Here is a 24891-nt window from a genome sequence, read left to right as displayed (position 1 = left end):
CTGGGCCACCATCGATCTTCTGGTTCTCATAGGAACATGACGATCGACATTTCCGGGCTGGAGCTGCTTCCGGACGGTTTCGTGACCGGGCTGAACGGGGTTCGCGGGCCGAAGACCTGTGCGACCACGTGCTACCCGAAGACGTGCACGAGGGTCAGCGTGGTCGGACTTACTCGTCACGCGTAGCGCAAGGCGAGTGCCTTCGCCGTGGCCGCCAGCTTCTCGCGGAGGGCGGGCGGGTCGAGGACCTCGCATTCGGCGCCGAGTCTGAGGAGTTCGCCGTGGGCGTGGATGAGCGACTCGATCGGGATGGTCGCGGTGATCCAGCCCAGCTCGTCGGGGGGTGACGCTGTCTCATTCACCGCGTTGATCACTTGGGCGCTCATGGTTTCGGTGAGCCGTTCGCGTCCGGGGGGCGAGAGGCGTACCACGGCATGCCCTTGGATGAGACGGGCCCGGAAGTCGACCAGGTGGTCTCGCCAGTACGTGGCGAGATCGAAGCCAGGGGGCCTGGTGAACGTCTCGTCTGTCACCTGGAGGTCGAGGATCTGGCTGACGCGGTAGGTGCGCAGCGTTTCCTCGCAGCGGGCGACGAGATACCACTTGCCCGCTTTGAGAACCAGCCCATAAGGCTCCAAGGTGCGCTTGACCTCGGACGGCTCGCGCCAGCGGTGGTAGAGCACGTGGATGATGCGCTTGTTCCAGAGCGCGCCCGCGACAGCCGGAAGGTGGGGGACCTGGTCGCCGTCGTGGTACCAGCCGGGGGCGTCGAGGTGGAAGTGCTCGCGAATGCGGCGGGAGCCTTCACGCAGGTCCGGTGGGAGCGCGGCCTCGATCTTGAGTTCTGCGGTCGCGGCGAGGGCGCCGAGGCCGAGTTCGGCAGCGGGGCCGGGCAGTCCGGCGAGGAACAGCGCTTGGGCCTCCTGCTCGGTCAGCCCGGTCAGCCGGGTACGGAAACCGTCAAGCAGCTGGTAGCCGCCCTGATGCCCGGCTTCGCCGTACAGGGGGATTCCGGCGGTGTGGAGCGAATCCACGTCGCGGTAGATGGTCCGTACGCTGACTTCGAGCTCGTCGGCGAGCTGCTGCGCGGTCATGCGGCCCCGAGCCTGCAGCAGGAGAAGGACGGACAAAAGCCGAGAGGCTCGCATTCCACCGACAATACGTGTCAGAACGCTGCGTCCGATCGCCGCCAGACGGGCGCACCATTATTGGCCAGGATTTTCGTCATGAACAACGCACTTGACGGCAAGGTGGCCCTTGTCACCGGTGGTGGTCGCGGCATCGGCGCGGCTGTGGCGCTGCGCTTGGCCCAGGACGGCGCCGATGTGGCGCTGACGTTCCAGCAGAATCAGCAGCGCGCCGATGATGTGGTCGAGCAGATCAAGGTGGCGGGACGTCGGGCGATCGCGGTACAGGCGGACAGCGCCGACCCGGCGGCGATGACCGCCGTGGTCGACCGGGTCGCTGGTGAGCTGGGCAGGCTGGACATCCTGGTCAACAACGCCGGCGTGTTCCTGCTCGGACCGCTGGAGCAGCTGAGCCTGGAGGAGTTCGAACAGACCGTCGCGGTCAACATCAGGGCCCCGTTCGTCGCTTCACAAGCTGCGGTCCCCCACATGTCGGCCGGCGGCCGGATCATCAACATCGGCAGCAACGTGGCCGAGCGCGCTGTGTTTCCCGGCTTCGCGCTGTACGCGATGAGCAAGACCGCGCTCATCGGCCTGACCAAGGCGCTCGGTCGCGAACTGGGCCCCAGGGCGATCACCGTGAACCTGGTGAACCCGGGTCCTACGGACACCGAACTGAACCCGGCTGACGGCCCCAACGCCGACACGATCAACGGGTTCACCGCACTCGGCCACTATGCGGCACCGGCCGATGTGGCCGCGGCTGTGGCATTCCTCGCCAGCGCCGACGGGAGGTACATCACCGGGGCGACGGTCAACGTCGACGGCGGCTTCACCATATGACATTCCTGTGACGAGAAGTTCGTGCTCCACTGACAATACGTGTCAGTGGAGCACCCATATGGTCCGGTCATGGCAAACAACTTCGATTTCCTGGTCGGCACGTGGGACGTGGCCAATCGCAAGCTGCTCAAGCGCGGCGTCGGTTGCGAGGACTGGGAGGACATCCAGGCCACCACGGTCGTGCGGAGCTTCTTCGCTGGCGCGGGCAACTTCGACGAGATCACCTTCGAGAGTTACAGCGGCGCGACCGTGCGGCTCTACGACGCCAAGACCGATCTGTGGTCGTTGCACTGGATCGACGGCAGGGTCGGCATGGACCCGATCCCGTGCGTGGGGCGGTTCGGCGACGACGGCGTGGGCTGGTTCTACGCCGACGACACATGGGAGGGGCGCCCGATCCGGGTGCGGTTCATCTGGTCCGCGATCACGCCGACGTCCTGCCGCTGGGAGCAGGCCTTCTCCTACGACGGCGAGCAGACCTGGGAGACCAACTGGATCATGGACTTCACGCGGACTGGCTGACTTCATGTAGAGCGCTCTCTCAGTTCCACAGCTACTAGCCCTCTGACATGCACTAACACGCAAAATAAGCCACAGCCTTGGGAATCTGGTTTAGGAAACGTCGTTTCCTGTGGCGAGAGAGCGCTCTTGTGAAGTTATTGACTCAGAACCGTAACCCGGTCAGGATTCGGCGTGTCGGCAGCCGTTTGCGACCGAGAACGGACTCTTTATGAACAGACCCCTCACCCGGCCACGCGTGTACGCGATCCTGGCCGGGCTCGCCCTCCTGACCGGAGGGATCGTCCCGAGCGCGAACGCCGACAGCGGCAAACCCGGCAGGCAACCGGAGATCGGGCAGCCCGCCATGGACCACGGCTGCGCCCGGATCGAGAAACGCCTGCCCACGCTGTCCGACTGGCCGAAGGTCAAGAGCCGGATCAACCGCGACTCCGCCGACGAGAAGCGGGTGGCGAAGATCCTCGCCGGGATGACGCTCGCCGAGAAGGTCGGCCAGATGACCCAGCCGGAGATCGGCGCCATCACCCCCGAGGAAGTCCGGCAGTACAGCATCGGCTCCGTGCTGAACGGTGGCGGCTCCTGGCCAGGCCGGGACAAACACGCCACCCCGCAGGCGTGGCTCAGCCTCGCCGACGCGTACTGGGAGGCGTCGGTCGGCACCCGGACGAAGATCCCCGTCATCTGGGGCATCGACGCCGTGCACGGCAACAACAACGTCTACGGCGCGACGATCTTCCCCCACAACATCGGCCTCGGCGCCGCCCAAGACCCCTGCCTGATCCGCGACATCGGCGAAGCCACCGCCGAGCAGATCCGCGCCACCGGCCAGGACTGGGCGTTCTCGCCAACCCTCGCCGTGGTACGGGACGACCGCTGGGGCCGTACCTACGAAGGCTTCTCCGAGGACCCCCGGATCACCCGCGCGTACGGCTACGAGGCCGTCCGGGGACTCCAAGGCGGCAACTCCCAGCGGCTCGGCAGCAAGGGCGTCCTCGCCACCGCCAAACACTTCATCGGCGACGGCGGCACGCTCAAGGGCGCCGACCAGGGCGTTAACCCCTCCTCCGAAGCCGAGATGATCAACATCCACGGCCAGGGCTACTACGGCGCGCTCGCCGCCGGCGCCCAGACCGTGATGGTCTCCTTCAACAGCTGGACCAACGCCGACCTCGGCATCAACGAGGGCAAACTCCACGGCAGCGACCTCGCCCTGAACCAGATCCTCAAGAAGAAGATGGGCTTCGACGGCGTCGTCGTCTCCGACTGGAACGGCATCGGCCAGGTCGCCGGATGCACCAACGCGAGCTGCGCACGGGCCGTCAACGCCGGCATCGACGTGTTCATGGTGCCCAACGAGTGGAAGGCGTTCATCGCCAACACCATCGCCCAGGTGGAGTCCGGCGAGATCCCGATGGCGCGCATCGACGACGCGGTCACCCGCATCCTGCGCGTCAAGCTGCGCGCGGGCCTGTTCAGCGCCCCCAAGCCCTCCGCCCGCCCGCTGGCCGGTTCCGCGGACGCGCTCGACGCCAAGCGCCTGGCCCGCCAGGCCGTACGGGAGTCGCAGGTCCTGCTCAAGAACAAGGGCAAGGTGCTGCCGCTCGACTCGCGCGCCAAGGTCCTGGTCGTCGGCAAGAGCGCCGACAGCCTGCAGAACCAGACCGGCGGCTGGTCGCTGACCTGGCAGGGCACAGGGAACACCAACGCCGACTTCCCCAACGGCACGACCATCCTGGGCGGCCTGCGCGAGGTTCTCGGCGCCAACGACGTCACGTTCAGCGAGACCGGTGACGGGGTCGATCCGGCGGCGTACGACGCGGTCATCGCGGTGATCGGCGAGACCCCCTACGCCGAAGGCGTCGGCGACCTGTCCCGGCGCACCCTGGAGGCGGCCAAGCTCTACCCCGCCGACCTCGCCGTCCTGGACAAGGTCACCGGCAAGGGCGCTCCGGTGGTCACCGTGTACGTCACGGGCCGCCCCCTCTACGTCAACAAGGAACTCAACCGCTCCGACGCGTTCGTGGTCGCCTGGCTCCCCGGCACCGAGGGTGGCGGCGTCGCCGACCTGCTCGTCGAGTCCCGGCACAGTGACGGCTACCGCGGCAAACTCTCCTACTCCTGGCCGAAGAGCGCCTGCCAGACTCCGCTCAACCCGGGCACGGAGGACTACGACCCGCTCTTCCCGCTCGGGTACGGCTTGCGCAACGGCCAATCCGGAAATGTCGGGCATCTGGACGAGACCTCGCCCGAATTCGCGTGCGGCCAGACCGGCGGCGGAGGCACCGCGACCGAGGATCTGGAGCTCTTCAACCGGACCGACATCGCGCCGTACCGGAGCTTCATCGGATCACCGGAGAACTGGGGCGGCACCGAGATCGGCGTCGACGGCACCGCCGCGCACGCCGAGATCAACGTGGTGCCCTCCGACGTCAACGTCCAGGGCGACGCACTCAAGGCGACCTGGACCGGCGTCGGCCCCGGCCAGATCTACCTCCAGAACCCCGCCGGCGGCACCGACCTGCGCGCCTACCTCAACGCCGACTCCGCCCTGGTCTTCGACACCATCGTCCACGCTCCGCCAGCGGCCCGGACCGTGATCAGCCTGCACTGCGTCTACCCGTGCTTCTCCGAGGTCGTCGCAACCAACCTGTTCACAGGGCTCGCCACACAGGGCACCAAGGCGACCGTCAAGATCCCGATCGCATGTTTCGCGGCGACCGGCCTCGACATGGAGAACGTCAACACAACGTTCCTGGTGTACACGGAGGCCGCATTCTCCGCCTCCTTCGCCAACGTCCGCTGGGTCCCCCAAGCCGCCAAGGACCCCGACGCCTTGAAGTGCTCCGACCTGACGTGACAACAAGCCAGGCCGGTCGTGCCCGCCACGACCGGCCTGGCCCATCCGAGACGGGTTAGCCTGCGCCACCCCACCTCGGGTGGAGGTAGGTCTCAACTACGCCCAGCCCGAAGTGGACGTACCCTTCACCACAGAAGCGCTGATCATGCTGAGGCGGCCCGTCAGGGTAGGGTCGTCACCGTCGACCCGTCGTGTCGATCCACAAACATGATCACCAAATTCAGGCGCTCGCGGGCAAGGGCCGGTAGGCGCTGTGCCAACCCCCGATACTGTGGATGATCAGGAAGGGCGAGTCCGTATTGGGCGTAGGGGTCCCGAAGGCGTTGGACGAGTTCACCGAGTGCTCCGATGAAGTAATTGACCTGCTGTGGAGGACTGGCGGCTTCGCCTTTGGCCTCAAGATAGAGATGATCGTCAGCGCGATGGGCCTCGATGTCTATCCCATGTGCGCGGCCCCAGGCAACGGTAACGCTGTAGCCGAGACCTTCCAGGTGGGACTTCACGGCCGCCTTCACCATGTCTTCGGTCAGCAGGCGATCACCGCTTGAGTTCTTAGAAGAAGCTGTCCCCGGGTCGCTCACGCCCTTCGCCGACGAGTTCGCAGCGATTAGCATGTTTACGATCTTTCCGTCCGGGCCGGTCACCCGGGTGATCTTCCCTCGTGCTGCCAACTGACGGCAGACCTGGTTGATCGTTTGACGTTGGGAAGCACCGAGACGCCGGGCGAGTGTGTCATCGTCGAGGGGGTGACTGGAGATGCGTAAGGCTTCTACGATGCGTTCCGCCCACGTGCTGCTCACGCCCAGACGATATCCACGCTCCTCCTTGGCCACCAGAGCTTGGCATCTTGTGGGACCCGAGAATCCGCGTTCGATCAGGTGACCTGTAAGTCGGGCGGCCAGAGGGAATTTCGTCCCTCGACCTGCAGCCGGGTCGCGAGGTCCCAGCGGACGCCGTCCTTGGACTGGGTGCCATCGGGGCGTCATCACCTGTGGCATCACGGTCAGGGAAGACTCACCACATCGGTCCGTCTCCTAATCTTCCGATGGGCAGAGTCATGTGATGTCACGCTCAGTGAGTAGGAGACGAGATCGACATGTAAAGGAAGCCGTCCCCTGCCATCATTGTGGAATGATTTATCCATGTTTCTGCAGGTAGGCGGCTTGTGTGTGACGAACATCAACTTGACTCGAAGGCACCCAGCAACTGATACTGCTTGTGCGTCCTCGGACGCAATACACGCTGTGCCGGACATAGGGGCCGGTGAATGAGAAAAGCTAAGGGCGGCCTGTAGGCCGCCCTTAGCGCTAGCAGAGGCTGCTGGAGATCGCAATCAGATGGCTGCCCAGCCTCTGATCCAACCCGGCAGCAATCCCGACGTATCTTGACCCGACCTTGCCGACCTCACCCCGAGGCAGCCGAATTGGCATGGTGGTTCCATCGGCACGGCGCGCTATCGCTAGCGGGGTGCCAGTAAGAGATGCAATCTCCACAATCGTCGGCATGGTGGGGTCGCCCTCGGTCGGGTATGTAGCGCACGGCTCAAGCCCTCCAACCCAGCGAACAGTGTCGGAGCCCTCCCGCTGCACAAGAACACGCCTGTTCAGGTGCATGTTGTCAATGGTCGCCTCCACCCTGAACAGCTTGTCTCCATCGTTCAGCCGAAGGGTTACTTGGGTAGGACTAACCCTTTCAGCGACCACAGCCTCCTGAAGATTGGAGGCACAACCACCAACACCTGACTTGCTGAGCATGACCAACGGAAATTCCCGGCCACGCTCGCCCAAGTCGACACCAATCGGATAGAGATCGTGCTTGGTGGCCTTCGCAGGCTTGATTCCTCCGAACTCCTGGATCAGAGCGCTCCCGTAAATGCCGGTACGATGCCTCAGCTTGACGACATCCTGCCCCTTTCGTCGCACGACTCCGGTTACAGACCACCGGTAGGGCTTGCCCCACTGCAGGAACGCGAGGGCTGAAACCTGATCCCGCACATCATGACCCCACGACCCCCGAGCGGCGGTCATGATCCTCATGGCCGCTTCGCCCAGAAGGATCCAGTCGATGTCTCCCCTCCTGTCCACACCCGAGGTGGCCGCTGCGTACACTGGCACGCCGAGCCGCTTAGCAAACGAAAACATCGGCGTCAGGTCTGAGTCCTTGCTGATGAGCACGATCGCTTTGGAGGGGGAAGCTTCATGGCGTGACGCATAGGCCTCATCAGCGATGGCTCGCGCACACAGGACGTCTACCTGCTTCTCCTCCATCTTGTTGTAACTGTCCCGCAGGTATCCCTCAAGGATCTCTCCACCCTCATTGCGAAATCGAGCCGCGAAGTCTTGGTTCAACGTGAGGGCGGTGCTCAGCCTCGAGCTGGACCCCGACGCGCGCGTTCCCACCGCGGCAATAACCTTGCCCACTGCGAAACCGTAGAGTTCGAGCGCCTGCCGTACGCCCGAGACTCCCGGGTAGCGCCTCGCACCAAGCACCTCTTCTGCCTGACCTGCTAGGTTGCGAGAATCAATGATCGCAACAGCAGGGATCAGGCCACCCAAAGGAACCACGGCACTCATAGCTCCCACCCAATCCGACCGAACACATCGTCCACTCAGTAGCTTTACTCAACACAGCGTCTCCCCAGGCTAGATAGTACCAACCAAATCCCGGGTTTCGTTGTATCTTCGAGGCATGGACACGTCGCGCTTTGAAAGATCAGACTTCGGGACGTGTGCGGCAGGTGGCGAGTTGGGATTCTCTTGGTTCCAGCCTGCGCCCATGCCGCAGAGCCTCCCCTTGGAGAACGAGACGATCATGGCGTTGTCCGACGCCGAGGCCGCTCTGGGCCGCTTGAATGGTGTCGCTCGACGCCTCCGGGAACCCGACCTACTCCTTAGGCCGTACGCCGTGCGTGAGGCCTTGGCGAGTGCCCGGATTGAGGGCACACAAGCCCGACTGACGGATGTGTTCCAAGCAGAAGCGGCCGGAGCCGAACCAGCGTACGGCGATCTTCGAGATCTGCATGCTCACCTGAGGGCCGCGGAACACGGCGTCCGCGAGGTCCGAAGTCGCAGGCTCGATCTGGAGCTCTTGCTGCAGCTTCACGCCATGTTGATGCACGGCTCGACCCGGACGGCATCCGGTGGCCGTCTCCGAGATCAACCGGTATGGATAGGCTCTCCAACAGATCGGCCAGACAACGCTGTTTTCGTGCCGCCCATCGGGCAGGCGATGCACGACTCACTGGCCGACTTCGAGGCGTTCCTCCTTCGTCCTCCACGGCTCCCTACACTGGTTCGCTGCGCTCTACTCCACTACCAGTTCCTGACCATCCATCCATTGCTAGATGGCAATGGCCGGATCGGTCGGCTACTGGTTCTCCTCTTCCTCATCCAAGAGGAGCGACTCCCTGTACCGCTCCTGTACCTGAGCGCATACTTCGAACGCCATCGCGTGGAGTACTACGACCGGCTGCAAGCCGTTCGCGAGAAGGGGAGGATCCAAGAGTGGCTACAGTTCTTCCTTACTGCCGTGTCGGCTCAAGCCGATGACGCCATGCAACGAGCAGATTCGCTTCTCACGCTACGGGAGCAGTACCGATCAGAACTCGCTGGGAATCGGAGCAGGGCCAGCGAAGCAATAGAACTGGTATTCGATAATCCGATTTTGACCACTCGACTAGTCCGAAGCAGTCTGGGCGTCACTAATCAAGGCGCGCTAAACCTCATCAGGCATCTTGAAGGTCGCGGCTGGCTATCGAAGCTAGAGGTTCGCCAAGGCCGAGGAGGGTCCGTTTTCTGGCTTGCGCCGCAGGTCTACGCAGTCATCAGCGACGAGCCTGCCGAGGGCTACCGGGAGAGAGAAGCATCGGAACTATCAACGCAGTCCACCGAGTCGTTGACAGGAGTTCGGAACTGACAACGAAACTATGAAGCAACAAAGAAGTCTCAAGAGGAGTGGCTCTATCGTTGTAAGTTGTGATCCCAAATGTTCCCAATCATCCCATCTGTCCTGATTCTCTGTGTTGGGCATGATCATTTAGGAGATTGCAGAACTGGCGGCCATCCGCCAGTGCCCAGCTATCACTCCGCCCGCCGGAGAGGAGGAAGCCCCATGAACACCTACTGGTTCACCATCAAGACCACCGGCTTCCCCGAGGAGCAACTCGTCAGCATCTCCGACAAGCTCTACGGCCTGCTGGAGAAGAGCGGTGGTGTAGACGTGCTTGTAGCCGGTGATGAGCGTGGAGGTGAGATCGAGTTTTCCCGTGAGGCCGAAGATGCGGTCATCGCGATCGTTTCCGCGATTGAGCAGGTCGAACAAGCCGGTCTGGAAGTAGTGGGAGTGACAGAGGACATCGTGGACGTCGACAGTATTGCCGAACGGTCTGGAGTCAGCGCGGCGGCTGTCTCCAACTGGACGTCCGGTGCCCGGGGCGGTGGAGGATTCCCCCGGCCAGTGATCGAGCGTAGGCGGGGAAGCCTGTGGTCCTGGTCTCAGGTGTCGCGGTGGCTTGAAGAGCGGAAGCTGGGCAACGTCGACCATGCGGCTGCGGAAGTCGCCCGGGTAGCGCGATTCTTTGACGCAGTGCTCATCGCTCGACGAGATCGAGACGATGTGATTCCTTCCTATCGGCAAGAGCGAGTCAGGGGCTTGCTTGCCGACCTGATTGCGTGACAGCAGATCAGAATCGTGACAGAGCGGCGGGTCGGCATTGGTAACGCTCGGCAGGAGGGCGCCGCTGATGACGTGGCACGCTGGGCACAAACCGGGAGGCGTGCCATTCGTCATCGAGCGAGGTCGCGCTGTTGGGCTACCTCGCTGGTTCGCGCAGCTTGGAGAACCAGTCGGCGATCGATCGTTTGTAGCCTTGCGGCATCGGTAGGTCCTTCACTTCGTGTTCGCTGAACAGGCCCACCTGCTTGTGCTCATGGCTGAGCACGGGCGGCTGGTCGGTATCGACCGTGGCGCCATAGGTCACGATCAAGACGTCGGCGCCTTCGCGGATGTGGTACTGCCAGGAGTCCAAGATCGGCCCGATCTGTGCCTCCCAGCCGGTCTCTTCGCGGATTTCACGCACGAGGCAGTCCGGCGGGTCTTCGCCGAGCTCCAGTTGGCCTCCGGGTAACTCCCATTCGTCGCGTTCATTCCGCAGGAGCAGTACCTGGCCATCGCGGACAATTACGCCCTTTACTGATACAGGAAACCTATGTGTGCGATGACTCATCGGCGGTTACCTCTATCCGTTGATGGCTGTGCCCGGGCATTTGGCTGCTGGGCTGGACTAGCTCGGGTGGTTGCTGCGGTGAGTCATTGGGCGCGGGTGGCGATTCCTGGGTAGTCGAGGACGAGTCCCGACTCGTCGTAGACCAGGTGGCAGGCGAAGTTGAAGACGGGGGCGGCGTAGTCGTAGCGCTGGCGGGTGTCCTCGTTGGCGAGTCGTTCGTAGCTCTGCTCCAACCGCTCCACGTCGAGCCCGACCGCACGGACGTACGCGGCGGGAGCCTCAGCCTTGGCGCCCACCGGCAGTGCCATCCGGTGGACTGGAAATGCATTGGTCATGGCTGACGACTCCAGATCCACATCAAGGCAGCCGTCCAGGTGCGGTGCGGCCTGTCCGTCGACCAGCCAGTGCCCCGCGCCGTCCGCCTCGACAACGGTCGACCGCTCCCCGGACACCGATCGCCCCCATACCTCCGCGCGGCGAGTAGTCCAAGCCTCGTCAAGGCGAATGTCGTACCGCACGACCCAGGTTTCGCCTTCCTCCACTGCGGTGGTCCACCCCTGGGCCCGCCAACCATTGTTAAGCGCCTCGAAGTACGCCACCTCAAATCCAGCCCGGGCCTCTTGGTGCAGCCAGGCTGCCGTGTCTGGCGGTAATGCGAAGGACATAGTTCATGGTCCCATCTACGCGCTCGGTCCTCTTCCAGCGGCGGCCCGGACACGGAGGCCGCAGATGGAGTATGCGAAGATTTCGCCGCGTGTGAGGGTGGCGGTGCTGGCGCGCGCAACTCGACCGAAAGCGGGCATGGTGAAGGTCGTCATACCAGGTGGCTCCGGACATTTGGGGCTCCTGCTTGCCGGTGCCCTCGGGAGCGCGGGGCATGAGGTGGTCATCCTCAGTCGGCGTACGGACACACGAGTGCCCGGTGCGCGTACGGTGCCATGGGATGGGCGGACCGCGGGGGAGTGGATGGCCGAGGTCGACGGCGCCGACGCTGTGGTCAATCTGGCCGGGCGCAGCGTGAACTGCCGGTACACCGAGGCCAACCTGCGGGAGATGATGGCCTCGCGGGTGGACTCCGCTTCCATCGTGGGTGCCGCGATCGCCCGGGCGTCCGCGCCTCCGAGGGTGTGGCTGCAGATGAGTACGGCCACGATCTACGCGCACAGCCACGACCGGGCCAACGACGAGGCGACTGGGGTCATCGGCGGTGTTGAGGACGGCGTACCGGCATATTGGGCCTTCAGCGTCGACATCGCGCGGAAGTGGGAGCGTGCGCAGTTCGAGGCACAGACTCCCGACACGCGTAAGGTGGCGCTTCGCACGAGCATCGTGATGGCGCCCGGCCGGGGTGGCGCGTTTCACACGCTGTGGCGCATGGCCCGATTGGGCCTCGGCGGGCCCGTTGCCGGTGGCCGGCAGTACATGTCCTGGATCCACGACCGCGACTTCGTTCGGGCGATCGAGTTTCTCCTGGCCCGCGACGAGTTCGTGGGGCCTGTCAATCTGGCCTCGCCCAGCCCGCTTCCGTACCGGGCGTTCATGGCGGTTCTTCGCAGTGCGGCGGGCGTACCGGTTGGGCTGCCCGCCACGAAATGGATGGCCGAGCTCGGCGCGTTCGTGTTGCGTGGCGACACCGAACTCCTGCTGAAGAGCCGGCGGGTCGTGCCGGGGCGGCTGCTCGGCGCGGGCTTCACGTTCGACGTCCCCGAATGGCCCGACGCCGCTCGTGACCTGGTGGCCCGCAGTCGTGCGGGCGCATGAAGCGCGGGTCCAGCGGTACGTACGCCGCGCGCCTGGCTGCCTACGCGGAGGTCTCCACCCAGCTGTCGTTGCTGAGCGACCGCCGACTCGGCCAAGCCATGCGGGCAGCCGTGGCGCTCGAGCCCGGAATCGGCGGCAGGTCGGCGGAGATGGACATCGGCGGGAGGCGGGTCTTCGTCAAACGGGTCCCGCTGACCGACCTCGAGCTGCGGCCGCAGAACGTGCGCTCGACGGCGAATCTGTTTGGGCTGCCGCTGTTCTACCAGTATGGGGTGGGCTCGGCTGGGTTTGGGGGCTGGCGTGAGCTGGCCGTACACATCATGACTACCAATTGGGTCCTTGGGCGAGAGTACGAGGGTTTTCCGCTGATGTACCACTGGCGGGTTCTCCCCGATTCCCCACCCGAGGGGTTCGTCGACGAATTCGGCGGCATCGATGGGGCGGTCGCGCACTGGGAGGGCTCGCCAGCCGTCCGTGAACGCCTGGAGTCCGTCGGCCGCTCATCGTCCAGCCTGGTGCTCTTCTTGGAACATGTGCCGCAGACTCTCGGCGCATGGCTGGCCGACTCGCGGAAGGCAGGAGACTCGCCGCACCTCTGGGCGGAGGAAGCTCTGGTACGCGGAACCGCCTTCATGAGCTCTCGCGGGCTCGTCCACTTCGACGCCCATTTCGCCAACATCTTGACCGACGGCCAGCGGCTCTACTTCGCGGACTTCGGGCTTGCCCTGAGCTCCGGCTTCGAGCTCACCGCAGCCGAGGCCGAGTTCCTGTCCGAGCATCTCGACTACGACCACTGCTATACCGTGGGCCATTTGCTGCATCATCATCTGCTCGACGACCTGCGCGGCGACATCTACCACCAGGCGTTCCTGCGGGAATGGATCGCGGGACGACGGCCCGATGATGTCCCGCCCGCGACTGCCGCGATCATCGACCGGCACGCCCCAGCGGCCATCGTCTTGTACGAGTTCCATCGCCGCCTGATCAAGGAGACCAAGCGGACGCCGTTTCCAGCCGCCGACATCAAGCACGCCAGGCAAATCTCCTGAGACGAGCTCGGCGGCCCCTGGCTGGTCGCTGTTCCTCACAAACCCAGCTCGCGCAGCTGGTGGTGCGCGTGCAGTGCCGATTGTGACGTGGTGCTGAGCGACTGCGCGCGGATCCCGCCCGGGCCGTGGGCGCGTGTTCGGCAGGTGCTGACCGCTGAGGCGATCCGCCGCCGCCAGCAGGACGGGACGGGCGAGGTGCTGGAATGCCGCAGGAGTAATTCCTGCAAAGCTCTGCTCTTGTGACCCCTATGAATGTGTCCAACTCGTCCCGTTCGCTTGGTCGGTTACGGGCTTGCTTGGTTGGATCAATCAGGGGGTAGTCATGGCGAATGTCCATCACCGTTATGCCATCGTGCATGGACGCAAGGTGTTCTACCGGGAAGCAGGACCGCTGGATGCGCCGGTGCTTGTGCTGTTGCACGGCTTTCCGACCAGTTCGTTTATGTTTCGGCACCTCATTCCGGCGCTGGGGAACCGCTACCGCGTCATCGCCCCTGACCATCTGGGGTTCGGGCTGTCTGACGCGCCGCCGGTCGAAGAGTTCGACTACACCTTCGATGCGCTGGCCGACATGACGGCGGCTCTGCTGAACCAACTTGAAGTCTCGCGCTACTCCGTCTACGTCCAGGATTACGGCGCTCCGATCGGCTGGCGGCTCGCCTTGAACCAGCCCGACGCGATTACGGCGATCATCACCCAGAACGGCAACGCTTATGAGGCGGGGTTCGTCCAGAACTTCTGGGAGACCGTCTGGGCGTACCATCGCGATCAGAATCCGGAAACCGAGAAGGCCGTTCGGCAGGCATTCACCCTCGAGGCGATCAAATGGCAGTACGTCACGGGGGTGCCGGACGAGACGCTCGTCAGCCCCGACACCTGGCACCACGACTACGCGCTGATCTCCCGCCCCGGTAACGACCGCGTCCAGCTGGCCCTGTTCCTGGACTACGCCACCAACCTCCCGCTCTATCCCCGCCTGCACGAATACCTGCGCGCCCACCAGACGCCCCTGCTCGCCGTGTGGGGCAAGGGCGACGAGATCTTCGGACCAGCGGGCGCCCGCGCCTTCGCCGACGATCTACCCGACGCTCAGATTCACCTCCTCGAAGGCGGTCACTTCCTGCTGGAGAGCGCACTCGACGAGGTCACCGAACTGATCAGGGCCTTTCTCGATCAAGTTAATCTCGGTGCTTGAGTGAATACCCGCCGGCGTGCTTGGTGCTGGCGGCCCAGCGATCCGCGAGGTGCCTCAGTACGCCGCCGCTACGTCGAGGATCCAGGTGATGCCGAAGCGGTCGGTGAGCATCCCGAACGCGGGGGCCCACTGGGCGGGACCGAAAGCCTCGATGACGGTGGCGGCGGCCGAGAGCTTGTCCCAGATGGCGCCGACTTCCTCGATGGTCTCGCCGCGGACGGAGAGGAAGAACTTCTCGGTGGTGACAGTCATTCCTTTCTCCCGCCGGGTCGTGGGTGCCGGGCCGGTCGAAGCGTCCTGACCGGGGACATCGTAGGCCATCACCCGGAATCCGTTGGCGCCGACGACTTGGCCGAAGACGACCTTCCCGGCGTCAGGCAGTTCCTTCGGCATGCCGAAGTCGCCGTAGGTGACGATGTTGATCTCACCGCCGAATACCGACTGGTAGAACTCCAGCGCCTCCCGGGCTTCGCCGTGGAAGTTCAGGTGGGCGACCGTGTTCACTGACACGCTTCACTCCTCGTTCGATGTCGTCCGGACGGTCCGGGCGACGAATGAAGAGTGGCAGCAGTAGAGGTCAGGGAGCGTCCGCTTCTTATTGCATGACGAAAGGTATGCCGAACGACGTGGAATGGATGTTCATTCGGTGCGTGTCGAGTTGCTGCTGATCCAGCTCGCGAGGAACCCGAGCGACTCGTAAGCGTGGGATCCACGCGGCGCGCTGAACGTGAAGATGGCCTGCCTCGGGTCCGACGGCAGCCCCAGCTGTTCGTAGTGCAGTTCGAGCAGTCCCACCAGTGGATGCCGGATGACCTTCACTCCGGACGGCGCCGACTTGACGTCGTGCGCGGCCCACCTGGAGGAGAACGCGTCACTGCGAGCTGTCAGCTCTCCGATCAGGCCGGTCAGATACTCGTCGTGTGGATTGCGGCCGGCGGACGAGCGCAGCGAGGCGACGACGTCCGACGCGGCAGTGTCCCAGTCCACGAAGAACTCTCGGCCCGCTGGGGTGAGGAACACGAATCGGGCTAGATTCGGTCGCGGCCCGCCGTACTCGAACAGCGGCGAGCAGAGCGCCGCTCCGGTCCGGTTGGCGGCCAGCACGTCTATCCGTTCATTGCTGACGAACGCTGCGGCCCCCTCGAACGCGTCGATCAGCTGCCGCAGAACCGGGCGGACACGGGTGTCCCGAACCGGGTCGACCGAACCGGCAGCGGCTGCTGGTCTGCGCGTGGCGCGGGCCAGATCGGCCAGGTGAGCGCGTTCTGCCGGGTTCAGACGAAGCGCGCGAGCAACCGCGTCCAGAACAGCGTCGGACGCCGCGGTCAGATCACCCCGTTCCAGCCGGGCGTAGTAAGGGGCGCTGATACCCGCGAGGACGGCAACCTCCTCCCGGCGCAGCCCAGGCACTCGACGGTGCCCGTAGCTCACCAGACCGACGTCGTCGGTCCTCAGCCGCGCCCGTCTGGACGTCAAGAACTCCCGGATCTCACCTCTTGCGTCCATGACTCCCCATGGTACGGATCCCCGCACGGCGAGCCGCACCCTACGAAGGTAGGCCTCACTGGGTGCAGCTAGCCTGTCGCCGCAGTGATTTCGTGCAGCCATGCGAGCCACCTACATGTACGGAGCCGGCGACGTCCGGCTCGTCGACGCACCCGACCCCGTCATCGAGCAGCCCACCGACGCGCTCATTCGCGTCGTGCGCACCTGTGTCTGCGGAAGCGATCTGTGGACCTTCGCCGACATGGAGCCCAGCGAGCAGGGACAGGCGATGGGACACGAAGCGGTCGGCATCGTCGAAGACGCCGGAAAGGACGTTGCCACGGTCAAGACCGGCGACCTGGTGATCATGCCGATGTTCACCGCCGACGGCAGCTGCTCGTTCTGCTGCGAGGGACTGACCAGCGCCTGCCGGCACGTCGGTTTCTTCGGCCGGATGGGGTTCCCCGGAGCGCAGGCCGAGGCAATCCGCGTACCGCACGCGGACGCGAACCTCGTGCGTGTCGACGCCGCGCCGGACGACGCGATCGTCCCGTCCCTGCTGACGCTGTCCGACGTCATGGCCACCGGCCACCACGCCGCCATCGGCGCCGAGGTCAAGCGGGGAGGCAAGGTCGCGGTCGTCGGAGACGGAGCGGTCGGCCTCTGCGGTGTGATCGCAGCTCGCCGACTCGGCGCGGAACAGATCATCGTGCTCGGACACCACGACGATCGCACGAACCTGGCCCGCGAGTTCGGCGCCACCGACGTGGTTTCCGTCGACGGTGAGGAAGCCGTCGAGCAGGTCCGCCTGCTCACCGGCGGCACGGGCGCGCACTCCGTGCTCGAATGCGTCGGCACCGAGGCGGCCACGGCTACGGCGGTCGAGATCGCGCGGCCGGGCGGAGCGGTCAGCCGAGTCGGCGTCCCGCACTACGCCGGCATTCCCGCCTTTCCCACGTGGGTAAAGAACATTCGCGTGGCCGGCGGCCCGACACCGGTCCGGCCCTACATCGACACCCTCCTGCGGGACGTGCTGGACGGAACGATCCAGCCCGGCCGGGTCTTCGACCGGACGATCGAACTCGCCAAGGTGGCGGACGCGTATCAGGCCATGGCGCGGCGAGAAGCGCTCAAGGTCCTGCTCAACCCGTGACATGACCGCATGGCTCGCCGGTTTCCGCGTCCCGGCCGCCTATCTGTCGCCCGCCATGAAACGCAGCCGAGCATCACTTCAGTGCCGTCGTAGAACGTCGGCCTGCGCGCCAGGTATGCATTATTCAAATCAATAGGTGCTATTAAAAATTATCGTTTCCCTGAATGTGACGGTGTTCTTAACCTTGTCGACACAGATGTTGCCCGCGTCACACGCGCGTCACATATAGGAGGCAGCATGAACGAAACAACCGCGCCCGCATGGCCACGGTCCGATCTCGACGACATCTTGGCCCGAACGGAGACCGGGCTGGCCGACGACCTGCTTCCGGTCGAGATCTTCAACGACTCCGCGGTCTTCCAGGCCGAAGTCGAGCGCATTTTCGGCCGCAGTTGGGTGTTCGTGGCGCACGAAAGCGAAATCCCGAATCCGGGCGACTTCGTCCAGCGGCGGATCGGGCTGGACCCGGTCATCGTCACCCGGGACGGGGAGGGCGGCATCAACGTGCTGTCCAACTACTGCCGGCACCGAGGGACCCAGGTGTGCCAGACGGATCAGGGCAACTCGCGGTTCTTCAAGTGCAACTACCACGGCTGGACCTACGCCAACACCGGTGAACTGGTCGGCACGCCGTTCCTGCGGCGTGCCTACGGGGAACCGCTCGACGGCAAAGAGTGGGGCCTGCTGCGGGCGCCGCGGGTCGACTCGCGGCACGGGTTTGTCTTCGCGTCACTGTCGGCCGACGTCGAGCCGCTGGGGGATTACCTGGGCGGCGCGGGCTGGATGCTGGACGCCCTCGTCGGCCTGCACCCGGACGGGATGCGGGTGGCCGGGCCGCCAGACCGCTACCAGGTCAAGGCGAACTGGAAGACCGCCGCCGAGAACTTCGCCGGCGACATCTACCATGTGCCGAACCTGCACGGCAGCATGCAGGAGATCGGGATCGCCGGTGGCCTCGACGCGGGTGGCGAGTTCGGCCGGCCGTACGAGTTCGGCAACGGTCACGCGTTCATGGGCATCGCGTGGACGACGGCCGTGCACCCGGGGTTCGAGTTCTGGGGCTACCCGCCCGAGATCAAGGACCACTTCGACCTGTCCGGACTGGACGAGATGCAGGTCCACGTCGTTACCCATGACGGCCCGATCGTGGGCACGATCTTTCCGAACCTCAGCTTCTACCGGGGCATCGCCATGGACGGCAGCGGGCTGTCGTCGGTTATCACGTCATTCCGGCAATGGCAGCCCGTCGGCCCTGGCGAGCTTGAGGTGTGGAGCTGGCAGTTCGTGTGGACCTTCCAGGATGAGCAGTCGGCGCTGCAGGATGCCGTCATCGGCCAGATGCAGTTCGGCTCGGCCGGCGTGGCCGAGCAGGACGACACGGTCGCCTGGGAGGGTGCGCCGCGCGCCGCGGCCAGCCCGTGGGCCCGGCGGGAGCGGATGATGTTCCACTTCCAGCAGGGCAACAAGTCCGAGGTCGACCAGTCTCCCGACCTCACGTGGAAGGGACCCGGCATCCGGCGCCTCACCGGGTTCGGCGAGCACAACCAACTGCATTTCTACCGGCACTGGCTCCGGGTCATGCAGGCCCGCGACCACTCCGCAGAGGGCGACCGATGAGCGCCCCGACCCCCACCGGCACCACCGCCGTCGACGCCGACGTGTACACCGCCGTCGCGACGTTCCTGGCTCGCGAGGCCCGTCTGCTCGACGAGGGGCGCGAAGAGGAGTGGTTCGAGCTGCTGGCCGACGACCTGCTTTACACGATCCCGATCCGGCAGGCTGCCGAGCCGCGAACGGCGGAAATCAACCGGTCCGCGTTCCGCCTCCGCGACAACAAGATGAACGTCCGGACGAGGCTGAACCGGCTCGCGACCGGTCACGCCTACTCCGAGGTTCCCCCGTCCCGGACGATGCGCCTGGTGGGCAGCGTCGAGGTGAGCCCGGGCCCGGGCCCGGACCTGGTCGACGTGTCGAGCGCGCTGCTGGTCTACCGCCAGCGCGGCATCGACCCGCACTTCGACCTCATCCCGTGCCGGCGCAACGACCGCCTTCGCTGGACCGGCGAGGGGCTCCGGCTGGTCTCCCGCGAGGTGATCTTGACCGAGACCAGCCTCCTGACGCCCAACCTCGGGGTGCTGCTGTGAACGGGAGGACCCGGATTGTCGTCGACGCGACCAGGTGTCAGGCGTACGGGCTGTGCGTCGCCGTGCATCCCGACGTCTTCGACGTCCCGGCGGGCAGCCCGATCGCGGTGGTCCTGCGCGACGTCGTCGACGCCGACGATGTCGCGGACGTCGAGCAGGCGGTCCGGGTGTGCCCCGCCCAGGCCCTTTCCCTCCAGTCGGCGGGCGACCGATGACGCCGCCGCGGGCTGCGGTGATCGCCGGAGCGTCCGCGGCCGGCCTGGCGGCCGCGGACGGTCTGCGGGACGGCGGCTGGACGGGAACGATCACCGTGCTCGGCGAGGAGCGGCGGCCGCCGTACGACCGGACGATGCTGTCCAAGGGTCTGCTCGTCCAGCCCGCAGCCCAGCCGTTGCCGCTGCGGACCCCCGAGCAGTTGGCCGAGCGGGGGATCGACCTCCAGGTTGGCCACGCGGCGCGCGGGTTGGACATCGACCGTCGCCTCGTCGTCACCGGAGATGGTGGGGTCCTGCCCTACGACGCGCTGATTCTGGCCACCGGCAGCCGTCCCCGGACCATGACCACTGTGGACGGTCTCCCGCTGCCGGGGCTGGGGACCGTCGAGGACCTCGAGCTGCTGCGTGACCTCGTCGACGCCGCGCGCACGGTGACGCTGATCGGGACGGGCTTCATCAGCCTCGAGATCGCCGCCGCCCTGCGGGCCAGGCACGTGCAGGTGACCGTGCTGGGTGCCGACACCCTGCCGCTGGCCGGCTGCCTCGGCGACCAGGTGGCCCGCTGGCTGTGGGATCAGCATCGGACCCACGGCGTCGACGGTCACCTCGGCCGGAAGGTGATCTCGGTCGGTGGCGGCCCCGGCGACTTCCTGGTCCACCTGGAGGACGGATCCGTACACCACGGCGACGTCGCCCTGGCCGGCATCGGTGTCGTCCCGTGCGACGAGTGGCTTATCGGATCGGGGGTCCGGCGGCGGGGCGGCGTGCTGTGCGACGCCGCCGGGCGGACTGGCGTCCCGGACGTCTGGGCCGCCGGCGACCTCGCCCGGACGGACGGCGAGTCCCCCGGGCAGACGCTCGGCTTCGGCCACTGGACCAACGCGGTCGAGCAGGGCCGCAACGTGGGTCTCAACGTCGCGCGCGGGGAGGCCAACGCGTACCACGGACCGCGCACCTTCTGGACCGAGCAGTACGGCCACACGATTCGCTCGATCGGCACCCGCGAACCCGGCGACCTGGACGAGACCGTGGAAGGCGACGTGGCAAGCGGCGAGTTCGTCGTCCTGCACCACGGCCGGGACGGCACCTGGCACGGCGTCACCGCCTGCCGGCGGGACCGCGCGCTACGCGGCTATCGCCGGTTGCTGCTCGCCCGGGCTCCGCTCGCCGACGCTCACGCGCTGGCTCGGCAGCAGCTTTCATCACCAACCTCCTGAGATCGCGCCGCCCGAGCGGTTATGCGGCTCGGCACCCGTGCATCCGCAGGTCGTCACAAGGCCAGAAAGAGAGCAGGAAGTCAATGCAGATGTTCGACGGGGACGTTGTCCTCATTCTCGGTGGCGGGTCTGGTCTTGGACTCGGGATCGCCCGCCATTGTGTGAGCGAGGGCGCGCGGGTGGCCATTTTCGAGATCTCGGAGGCCAAGATCGTTGCCCTGAAGGGCGAGTTCGGTGACGACGTGCTGCTGTTCCGCGGCGACGTCACCAGCCCCGAAGACCTCCTCGCGTGCCGGCAGGCCATCGTCGAGCGCTGGGGCAGGCTCGACTCACTCATCGGGTCGCAAGGCATCTTCGACGGACAGGTCCCGCTTCGCGACGTGGCGATCGAACGTGTCCCGTCCCTCTTCGACGAGTTGTTCCACGTCAATGTTCTCGGCTACATCCTGGCGTGCAAGGTCTTCCTGGAGCTCCTCGAGGAGAGCAACGGCTCCATCGTGCTCACCGCGTCCGTGGCCGCCTATGCCGCCGACGGCGGCGGGTTGATGTACACCGCGACGAAGGGTGCGGTGGTCAGCGCCGTGCGGCAACTCGCGTTCGAGTTCTCGCCGCGGGTCCGCGTCAACGGTGTGGCACCGGGCGCTATCGCGGACAGCCAACTCCAAGGCCCCAGGAGCCTTGGACTCGAGGGTTTCAAGCAGTCCGACATCCCGAAGGACGCCATGCTCAACACATTCCGCAAGCTCACGCTGATGAGCGAGCTTCCGACCCCGCTGGACTATGCCCCGATCTACGCCTACCTGGCGTCACGCTACAACGCCGTGGTGACGGGGCAGACGGTGCTGCTCGAGCAGGGCGCGCTGAACCGGGCCGCCCTCAGCGGTCCCGGAGCAACCGGCGGAATCGGGGTCTGAGGTGCCGGGCCTGGCCTCACGCCTCGCCGGTGATCTCCGCGGCCAGGTTCACCAGCTGCTGGCGCAACCAACGATGCGCGGGATCACGGTCGGTCCGCTCGGACCACACCATCGTTTCCGTCAGCACGTGCAGGTTCGCAATCGGCGGCTCGAGCAGCTTCAGATTGAGCTGCTCCACCAGTTTGCGAGCGAGTCGTTCCTGGAGGACGGTGATCAGCCTGGTGCCTTGAAGAAGGAATGGGGCGATACCGAACTCGGTCGTGAGCTCGAGGTTGCGGGGCACTCCCATGAGGTCCAACTGCAGTTCGAAGAAGGATCGGTGCCGGCCCGACCACGTCGCCAGGTAGGGCAGGGTACAGAACTGCTCGTACGTGATCTCGTCGTGGATCTCCGGGTGGTCACGGTCAACGGCGACGACATACCGATCGCTGAAAAGAACCCGGTGCGGCATGGAGTGATGCTCGGGGTAGGCCTCTCGGGGAGTGATCAGAAGGTCGACCTCGTGACGATGCAGGCGCCCGGCGAAATCGTCAGCGGGCGGCTCGATGTGCAGGCGCACGCGGGGTGCCTCCGCCTCCAAGCGGGCCAGCAGTGGACGCAGGAACGAGTACGTCAGGTGGTAGTTCGTCACGAGCAGCCTGAAGGTCCTCGCGTCCGTCGCGGGATTGAAGTCGTGCCGTCCTGCCAGGATCTGCTCGATGTCGACCAGGACGCCCCGCACCGGCTCCAGCAACGACTCCGACATCGGGGTCGCGACCAGTCCGCGACCCTCACGCACCAGCACATCGTCACGAAGCAACTTGCGCAACCGGCTCAGCGTCGAGCTCATCGCCGACTGACCGACTCCCAGTCGCGACGCTGCTCGCGTGACGCTGCGTTCCGTAACGAGCGCCTCGAAGGCAACCAGCAAGTTGAGATCGATCCGTCGGAGATCGACAGGGTGTTCACTCATGCTCGCGACCTTAATCGACCGGATCGATTGATGAGCCAAGTATCCATTGATCGGATCGCACGATCGTGCAAGGAAGGTAGATGGGCATGAACGATGTCGCCACGGTGACGGGACCGGAGAGTCAGACGCTCAAGGGCGCGCGGACCTGGCTCCGGCGTCATCTCGATGCCGCACGACACCCGATGGGCCTCATCGACAAGGAGGCCGCGGCGCGAGCCATCGATGAACTGACGGACATCGATCCTGCGTCGTGGAGCGGTACCTGGCTGCGAGGGGCATCAACGTTTGTGACCGCGGCGGAAGCCGCCGAGGCCCGAGGAGACCGCTCGGCGGCACGCGACGCGTGGTGGCAGGCGTACCAGTTCGCCTTCCTGGGTCGTTACCCGGTTCCGAATCATCCCGCGAAGGCTGCGGCCTACGACAAGGCGCGTGCGTACTTCCTGCGGGCTGTCGCCCTGGATGATCCGCCCGTGAAGCGGGTGGAAGTCCCCTTCCACGGTCGGCCGGGTGAAGGCCGGTCGGTCGCCTTCTACGTCGCCAATCCCGAGGGCGTCGCGAACCCTCCCGTGCTCATCACCTGGGCGGGTATCGACTCCTGGAAAGAGGAGACGCTCGTCAGCTGCAAACGGTACCTGCAGCGTGGCATCGCCACTGTTCTCATCGACATGCCCGGCGTCGGCGAAGCTCCCGTGCCAGCCGGAAAGGACGCGGAGCGACTGTGGGATCCGATCTTCAACTGGATCGCGGGGAGCGAGCTGGACGACAGCCGCGTGGCGGTGATGGGCGGGTCGTTCGGCGGCTACTGGGCCACCAAGCTGGCGTACACGCATCGCGACCGCCTCGTCGCCGCGGTGAATTGGGGTGGCGGCATTCATCTCACGTTCCAGCGCACGTGGCAGGAACAGTCTCGTAACGCGTCGTCGTACCTCATGGACCTGATGGCGGCGCGGGCCCGGATCTTCGGAGGCTCGACGTTCGAGGACTATGTGGCTCGCTGCCCCGAGCTCTCCCTCCTTGATCAGGGCTTGCTGGACGGACCGTCCTGCCCACTTCTGTTGGTGAACGGCAAGGACGATCTGCAGAACGCGTCAGCGGACATCACGCTCGCGCTTGAGTACGGCGACCCCAAGACTGCCCGGCTCTATCCGGGCGGTCACATGGGAGCCGACATGAAGACCATTCAAGACGTCATCGCACAGTGGCTGAGTGGATACCTTTTCCCCTCGGCCGCGGAGGGGAACCAGCCGTGACCAAGCACCTCATCACTCATCTGCGCCATGTCGACATCGCCATGCCCGACCTGGACCGGCAGGTGGACTTCTACCGGAACCTATGGGGACTGACGGATGTCGCCAGGGACTCGGGAGTCCACTTCCTCGCGGCGGAGGGTTCGCCCGAGCAGTACATCATGCGTCTGCGCCGCGACGACCTCAAACGGTTGGACCTGGTGGCGTTCGGTGCGGCAACGCCGGCGGACGTCGACGAGCTGACGTCCCGTCTGGTGAAGGACGGCGTCACGCTCGTCCATGAGCCTCGCGCACTCGATACACCCGGTGGCGGATACGGGGTTCGATTCTTCGACTGCGATGGTCGGGTAGTGGAGGTGTCGGCCGACGTCGGAGTCCGGGTCCATCGCAGAATCGAGGAGCGGGAGTCCATCCCCGTGCGCCTGTCGCACTTCGTGGTCAATTCTCCCACGCCCGAGGCCACCGTCGCCTGGTATGTCAGGCACCTCGGATTCCGGCTGACAGACTCCTTGGCGTTGCCGCACATGGGCGAGCTCATGTGGTTCCTGCGCTGCAACGAGTGGCACCACAGTTTCGCCGTCTCCCGAGGACCTCATGTCTCGTTCCACCACGCTTCCTTTGAAATGCGAGGGATCGACGAGTACATGCGCGGCACCGGACGCATGCTGCGCAATGGTGTCGAGAAGGTCTGGGGCCCGGGCCGGCACAAGGCGGGGGACAACACCTTCAGTTACTTCCTCGACCCCGTTGGCAACACGGTGGAGTACACCACGGAGCTGGAACTGGTCGATGAGGACACGTGGCATCCGACAGTCTTCGACGCAACGAGTGAAGACGTTGCCGACCAGTGGGGGACAGCGAACCCGATGAACGAAATCGTCGCTTCGCGGCAGTTCAACGACCCCGACAAGGGCGTATTCATCGCTCCGCCCATCTGACGTCGGCCAGTGACCGAGGGACCCGCTGCCGTCAACTCCAGTGGCAGGCGA

At 65.4% G+C, this 24891-nt stretch carries 26 protein-coding genes; 17 read left to right on the top strand and 9 right to left on the bottom strand.

Features of this window, described 5'->3' with window-relative positions; translation table 11 throughout:
• Nucleotides 1-36: 36 nt before the first annotated feature.
• Complete coding sequence (locus tag Amac_RS13275) at nt 37-186, top strand: hypothetical protein (protein WP_155354653.1); 150 nt, start codon at nt 37-39, stop codon at nt 184-186.
• Here Amac_RS13275 and Amac_RS13270 read toward each other — a convergent pair.
• Nucleotides 177-1148 (bottom strand): helix-turn-helix transcriptional regulator, encoded by a 972-nt coding sequence (locus tag Amac_RS13270; protein ID WP_155354652.1) that lies wholly within the window; start codon nt 1146-1148, stop codon nt 177-179. The genes Amac_RS13275 and Amac_RS13270 overlap by 10 nt on opposite strands.
• A 78-nt stretch (nt 1149-1226) precedes the next feature.
• On the opposite strand from Amac_RS13270, the gene Amac_RS13265 reads away from it, so the two are divergent.
• The 3 genes from Amac_RS13265 to Amac_RS13255 all read left to right on the top strand — a co-directional run bounded on the left by Amac_RS13265 (nt 1227) and on the right by Amac_RS13255 (nt 5346).
• Entirely contained in the window at nt 1227-1970 is a 744-nt protein-coding gene (locus Amac_RS13265; protein ID WP_155354651.1) for an SDR family NAD(P)-dependent oxidoreductase, read from the top strand.
• Nucleotides 1971-2039: 69 nt separating this feature from the next.
• The gene (locus tag Amac_RS13260) at nt 2040-2492 is read left to right on the top strand and encodes a hypothetical protein (RefSeq protein WP_155354650.1); all 453 of its coding nucleotides are present in this window, start codon (nt 2040-2042) and stop codon (nt 2490-2492) included.
• Between the two features lie 208 nt (nt 2493-2700).
• Nucleotides 2701-5346, top strand: coding sequence for a glycoside hydrolase family 3 protein (locus Amac_RS13255; RefSeq protein ID WP_155354649.1), 2646 nt, complete (start codon nt 2701-2703; stop codon nt 5344-5346).
• A 161-nt stretch (nt 5347-5507) separates the two neighbouring features.
• On the opposite strand, the gene Amac_RS13250 is transcribed toward Amac_RS13255, so the two are convergent.
• Both Amac_RS13250 and Amac_RS13245 read right to left on the bottom strand, forming a co-directional pair.
• Nucleotides 5508-6146 (bottom strand): MarR family transcriptional regulator, encoded by a 639-nt coding sequence (locus Amac_RS13250; protein ID WP_155354648.1) that lies wholly within the window; start codon nt 6144-6146, stop codon nt 5508-5510.
• A gap of 507 nt (nt 6147-6653) precedes the next feature.
• A complete protein-coding gene (locus Amac_RS13245) occupies nt 6654-7919 on the bottom strand; it encodes a PIN domain-containing protein (protein ID WP_155354647.1) in 1266 nt (421 codons plus the stop codon).
• 115 nt (nt 7920-8034) lie between these two features.
• Between Amac_RS13245 and Amac_RS13240 the strand changes: the two genes are divergently transcribed.
• Nucleotides 8035-9261, top strand: a complete 1227-nt coding sequence (locus tag Amac_RS13240; protein ID WP_155354646.1) for a Fic family protein — start codon at nt 8035-8037, stop codon at nt 9259-9261.
• A gap of 195 nt (nt 9262-9456) precedes the next feature.
• Nucleotides 9457-10020: a hypothetical protein gene (locus tag Amac_RS13235; RefSeq protein ID WP_155354645.1), complete on the top strand. Its 564-nt coding sequence runs from the start codon at nt 9457-9459 to the stop codon at nt 10018-10020.
• 136 nt (nt 10021-10156) lie between these two features.
• Here the strand turns inward: Amac_RS13235 and Amac_RS13230 are convergent, their stop codons facing one another.
• Together Amac_RS13230 and Amac_RS13225 are read right to left on the bottom strand one after the other, a co-directional pair.
• Nucleotides 10157-10570, bottom strand: a complete 414-nt coding sequence (locus Amac_RS13230; protein ID WP_155354644.1) for an NUDIX hydrolase — start codon at nt 10568-10570, stop codon at nt 10157-10159.
• Nucleotides 10571-10653: 83 nt separating this feature from the next.
• The gene (locus tag Amac_RS13225; protein ID WP_155354643.1) at nt 10654-11235 is read right to left on the bottom strand and encodes a putative glycolipid-binding domain-containing protein; all 582 of its coding nucleotides are present in this window, start codon (nt 11233-11235) and stop codon (nt 10654-10656) included.
• 136 nt (nt 11236-11371) lie between these two features.
• Between Amac_RS13225 and Amac_RS13220 the strand changes: the two genes are divergently transcribed.
• Nucleotides 11372-12331 carry an epimerase gene (locus Amac_RS13220; RefSeq protein ID WP_246268297.1) on the top strand — a complete coding sequence of 320 codons (960 nt, stop codon included), beginning with the start codon at nt 11372-11374 and terminating at the stop codon, nt 12329-12331.
• Nucleotides 12328-13380 (top strand): protein kinase family protein, encoded by a 1053-nt coding sequence (locus Amac_RS13215; RefSeq protein WP_155354642.1) that lies wholly within the window; start codon nt 12328-12330, stop codon nt 13378-13380. The genes Amac_RS13220 and Amac_RS13215 overlap by 4 nt, the downstream gene beginning before the upstream one ends.
• 35 nt (nt 13381-13415) lie before the next feature.
• Here Amac_RS13215 and Amac_RS13210 read toward each other — a convergent pair whose 3' ends face one another.
• Nucleotides 13416-13607 (bottom strand): hypothetical protein, encoded by a 192-nt coding sequence (locus Amac_RS13210; protein WP_155354641.1) that lies wholly within the window; start codon nt 13605-13607, stop codon nt 13416-13418.
• A gap of 95 nt (nt 13608-13702) precedes the next feature.
• Here Amac_RS13210 and Amac_RS13205 point away from each other — a divergent pair, with 95 nt between their 5' ends.
• Nucleotides 13703-14575 carry an alpha/beta fold hydrolase gene (locus Amac_RS13205; RefSeq protein WP_155354640.1) on the top strand — a complete coding sequence of 291 codons (873 nt, stop codon included), beginning with the start codon at nt 13703-13705 and terminating at the stop codon, nt 14573-14575.
• Between the two features lie 54 nt (nt 14576-14629).
• Here the strand turns inward: Amac_RS13205 and Amac_RS13200 are convergent, their stop codons facing one another.
• Together Amac_RS13200 and Amac_RS13195 are read right to left on the bottom strand one after the other, a co-directional pair.
• A complete protein-coding gene (locus tag Amac_RS13200; RefSeq protein WP_155354639.1) occupies nt 14630-15085 on the bottom strand; it encodes a VOC family protein in 456 nt (151 codons plus the stop codon).
• 129 nt (nt 15086-15214) lie between these two features.
• On the bottom strand, nt 15215-16081 hold the full coding sequence (locus Amac_RS13195) for a helix-turn-helix transcriptional regulator (protein ID WP_155354638.1): 867 nt from the start codon (nt 16079-16081) through the stop codon (nt 15215-15217).
• Between the two features lie 100 nt (nt 16082-16181).
• Here Amac_RS13195 and Amac_RS13190 point away from each other — a divergent pair, with 100 nt between their 5' ends.
• From Amac_RS13190 to Amac_RS13165, 6 genes are all read left to right on the top strand, one after another.
• Nucleotides 16182-17213: a zinc-binding dehydrogenase gene (locus tag Amac_RS13190; RefSeq protein ID WP_155354637.1), complete on the top strand. Its 1032-nt coding sequence runs from the start codon at nt 16182-16184 to the stop codon at nt 17211-17213.
• 237 nt (nt 17214-17450) lie between these two features.
• Nucleotides 17451-18830, top strand: a complete 1380-nt coding sequence (locus tag Amac_RS13185) for an aromatic ring-hydroxylating oxygenase subunit alpha (protein WP_155354636.1) — start codon at nt 17451-17453, stop codon at nt 18828-18830.
• Nucleotides 18827-19357 (top strand): aromatic-ring-hydroxylating dioxygenase subunit beta, encoded by a 531-nt coding sequence (locus tag Amac_RS13180; RefSeq protein WP_155354635.1) that lies wholly within the window; start codon nt 18827-18829, stop codon nt 19355-19357. Before Amac_RS13185 ends, Amac_RS13180 begins: the two co-directional genes overlap by 4 nt.
• The gene (locus Amac_RS13175) at nt 19354-19572 is read left to right on the top strand and encodes a ferredoxin (RefSeq protein ID WP_155354634.1); all 219 of its coding nucleotides are present in this window, start codon (nt 19354-19356) and stop codon (nt 19570-19572) included. Before Amac_RS13180 ends, Amac_RS13175 begins: the two co-directional genes overlap by 4 nt.
• On the top strand, nt 19569-20789 hold the full coding sequence (locus Amac_RS13170) for an NAD(P)/FAD-dependent oxidoreductase (protein WP_155354633.1): 1221 nt from the start codon (nt 19569-19571) through the stop codon (nt 20787-20789). Before Amac_RS13175 ends, Amac_RS13170 begins: the two co-directional genes overlap by 4 nt.
• 83 nt (nt 20790-20872) lie before the next feature.
• Nucleotides 20873-21703 (top strand): SDR family oxidoreductase, encoded by an 831-nt coding sequence (locus Amac_RS13165; protein ID WP_155354632.1) that lies wholly within the window; start codon nt 20873-20875, stop codon nt 21701-21703.
• Between the two features lie 16 nt (nt 21704-21719).
• Here Amac_RS13165 and Amac_RS13160 read toward each other — a convergent pair whose 3' ends face one another.
• On the bottom strand, nt 21720-22694 hold the full coding sequence (locus tag Amac_RS13160; RefSeq protein ID WP_155354631.1) for a LysR family transcriptional regulator: 975 nt from the start codon (nt 22692-22694) through the stop codon (nt 21720-21722).
• A gap of 41 nt (nt 22695-22735) precedes the next feature.
• On the opposite strand from Amac_RS13160, the gene Amac_RS13155 reads away from it, so the two are divergent.
• Both Amac_RS13155 and Amac_RS13150 read left to right on the top strand, forming a co-directional pair.
• Complete coding sequence (locus Amac_RS13155; RefSeq protein ID WP_155354630.1) at nt 22736-23905, top strand: alpha/beta hydrolase family protein; 1170 nt, start codon at nt 22736-22738, stop codon at nt 23903-23905.
• A complete protein-coding gene (locus Amac_RS13150; protein WP_155354629.1) occupies nt 23902-24840 on the top strand; it encodes a VOC family protein in 939 nt (312 codons plus the stop codon). Before Amac_RS13155 ends, Amac_RS13150 begins: the two co-directional genes overlap by 4 nt.
• Nucleotides 24841-24891: the final 51 nt, after the last annotated feature.

It is taken from the genome of Acrocarpospora macrocephala (assembly GCF_009687865.1).
Classification (GTDB): Bacteria; Actinomycetota; Actinomycetes; order Streptosporangiales; family Streptosporangiaceae; genus Acrocarpospora; species Acrocarpospora macrocephala.
This window is presented reverse-complemented; position numbering and strand designations above follow the sequence as displayed.

What these genes read in the sequence shown, in the direction of transcription:
- Amac_RS13275 (WP_155354653.1), top strand. Translation starts at nt 37, where the DNA reads ATGACGATCGACATTTCCGGGCTGGAGCTGCTTCCGGACGGTTTCGTG.
- Amac_RS13270 (WP_155354652.1), bottom strand. Translation starts at nt 1,148, where the DNA reads ATGCGAGCCTCTCGGCTTTTGTCCGTCCTTCTCCTGCTGCAGGCTCGG.
- Amac_RS13265 (WP_155354651.1), top strand. Translation starts at nt 1,227, where the DNA reads ATGAACAACGCACTTGACGGCAAGGTGGCCCTTGTCACCGGTGGTGGT.
- Amac_RS13260 (WP_155354650.1), top strand. Translation starts at nt 2,040, where the DNA reads ATGGCAAACAACTTCGATTTCCTGGTCGGCACGTGGGACGTGGCCAAT.
- Amac_RS13255 (WP_155354649.1), top strand. Translation starts at nt 2,701, where the DNA reads ATGAACAGACCCCTCACCCGGCCACGCGTGTACGCGATCCTGGCCGGG.
- Amac_RS13245 (WP_155354647.1), bottom strand. Translation starts at nt 7,919, where the DNA reads ATGAGTGCCGTGGTTCCTTTGGGTGGCCTGATCCCTGCTGTTGCGATC.
- Amac_RS13240 (WP_155354646.1), top strand. Translation starts at nt 8,035, where the DNA reads ATGGACACGTCGCGCTTTGAAAGATCAGACTTCGGGACGTGTGCGGCA.
- Amac_RS13235 (WP_155354645.1), top strand. Translation starts at nt 9,457, where the DNA reads ATGAACACCTACTGGTTCACCATCAAGACCACCGGCTTCCCCGAGGAG.
- Amac_RS13230 (WP_155354644.1), bottom strand. Translation starts at nt 10,570, where the DNA reads ATGAGTCATCGCACACATAGGTTTCCTGTATCAGTAAAGGGCGTAATT.
- Amac_RS13225 (WP_155354643.1), bottom strand. Translation starts at nt 11,235, where the DNA reads ATGTCCTTCGCATTACCGCCAGACACGGCAGCCTGGCTGCACCAAGAG.
- Amac_RS13220 (WP_246268297.1), top strand. Translation starts at nt 11,372, where the DNA reads ATGGTGAAGGTCGTCATACCAGGTGGCTCCGGACATTTGGGGCTCCTG.
- Amac_RS13215 (WP_155354642.1), top strand. Translation starts at nt 12,328, where the DNA reads ATGAAGCGCGGGTCCAGCGGTACGTACGCCGCGCGCCTGGCTGCCTAC.
- Amac_RS13205 (WP_155354640.1), top strand. Translation starts at nt 13,703, where the DNA reads ATGGCGAATGTCCATCACCGTTATGCCATCGTGCATGGACGCAAGGTG.
- Amac_RS13195 (WP_155354638.1), bottom strand. Translation starts at nt 16,081, where the DNA reads ATGGACGCAAGAGGTGAGATCCGGGAGTTCTTGACGTCCAGACGGGCG.
- Amac_RS13190 (WP_155354637.1), top strand. Translation starts at nt 16,182, where the DNA reads ATGCGAGCCACCTACATGTACGGAGCCGGCGACGTCCGGCTCGTCGAC.
- Amac_RS13185 (WP_155354636.1), top strand. Translation starts at nt 17,451, where the DNA reads ATGAACGAAACAACCGCGCCCGCATGGCCACGGTCCGATCTCGACGAC.
- Amac_RS13180 (WP_155354635.1), top strand. Translation starts at nt 18,827, where the DNA reads ATGAGCGCCCCGACCCCCACCGGCACCACCGCCGTCGACGCCGACGTG.
- Amac_RS13170 (WP_155354633.1), top strand. Translation starts at nt 19,569, where the DNA reads ATGACGCCGCCGCGGGCTGCGGTGATCGCCGGAGCGTCCGCGGCCGGC.
- Amac_RS13165 (WP_155354632.1), top strand. Translation starts at nt 20,873, where the DNA reads ATGCAGATGTTCGACGGGGACGTTGTCCTCATTCTCGGTGGCGGGTCT.
- Amac_RS13155 (WP_155354630.1), top strand. Translation starts at nt 22,736, where the DNA reads ATGGGCATGAACGATGTCGCCACGGTGACGGGACCGGAGAGTCAGACG.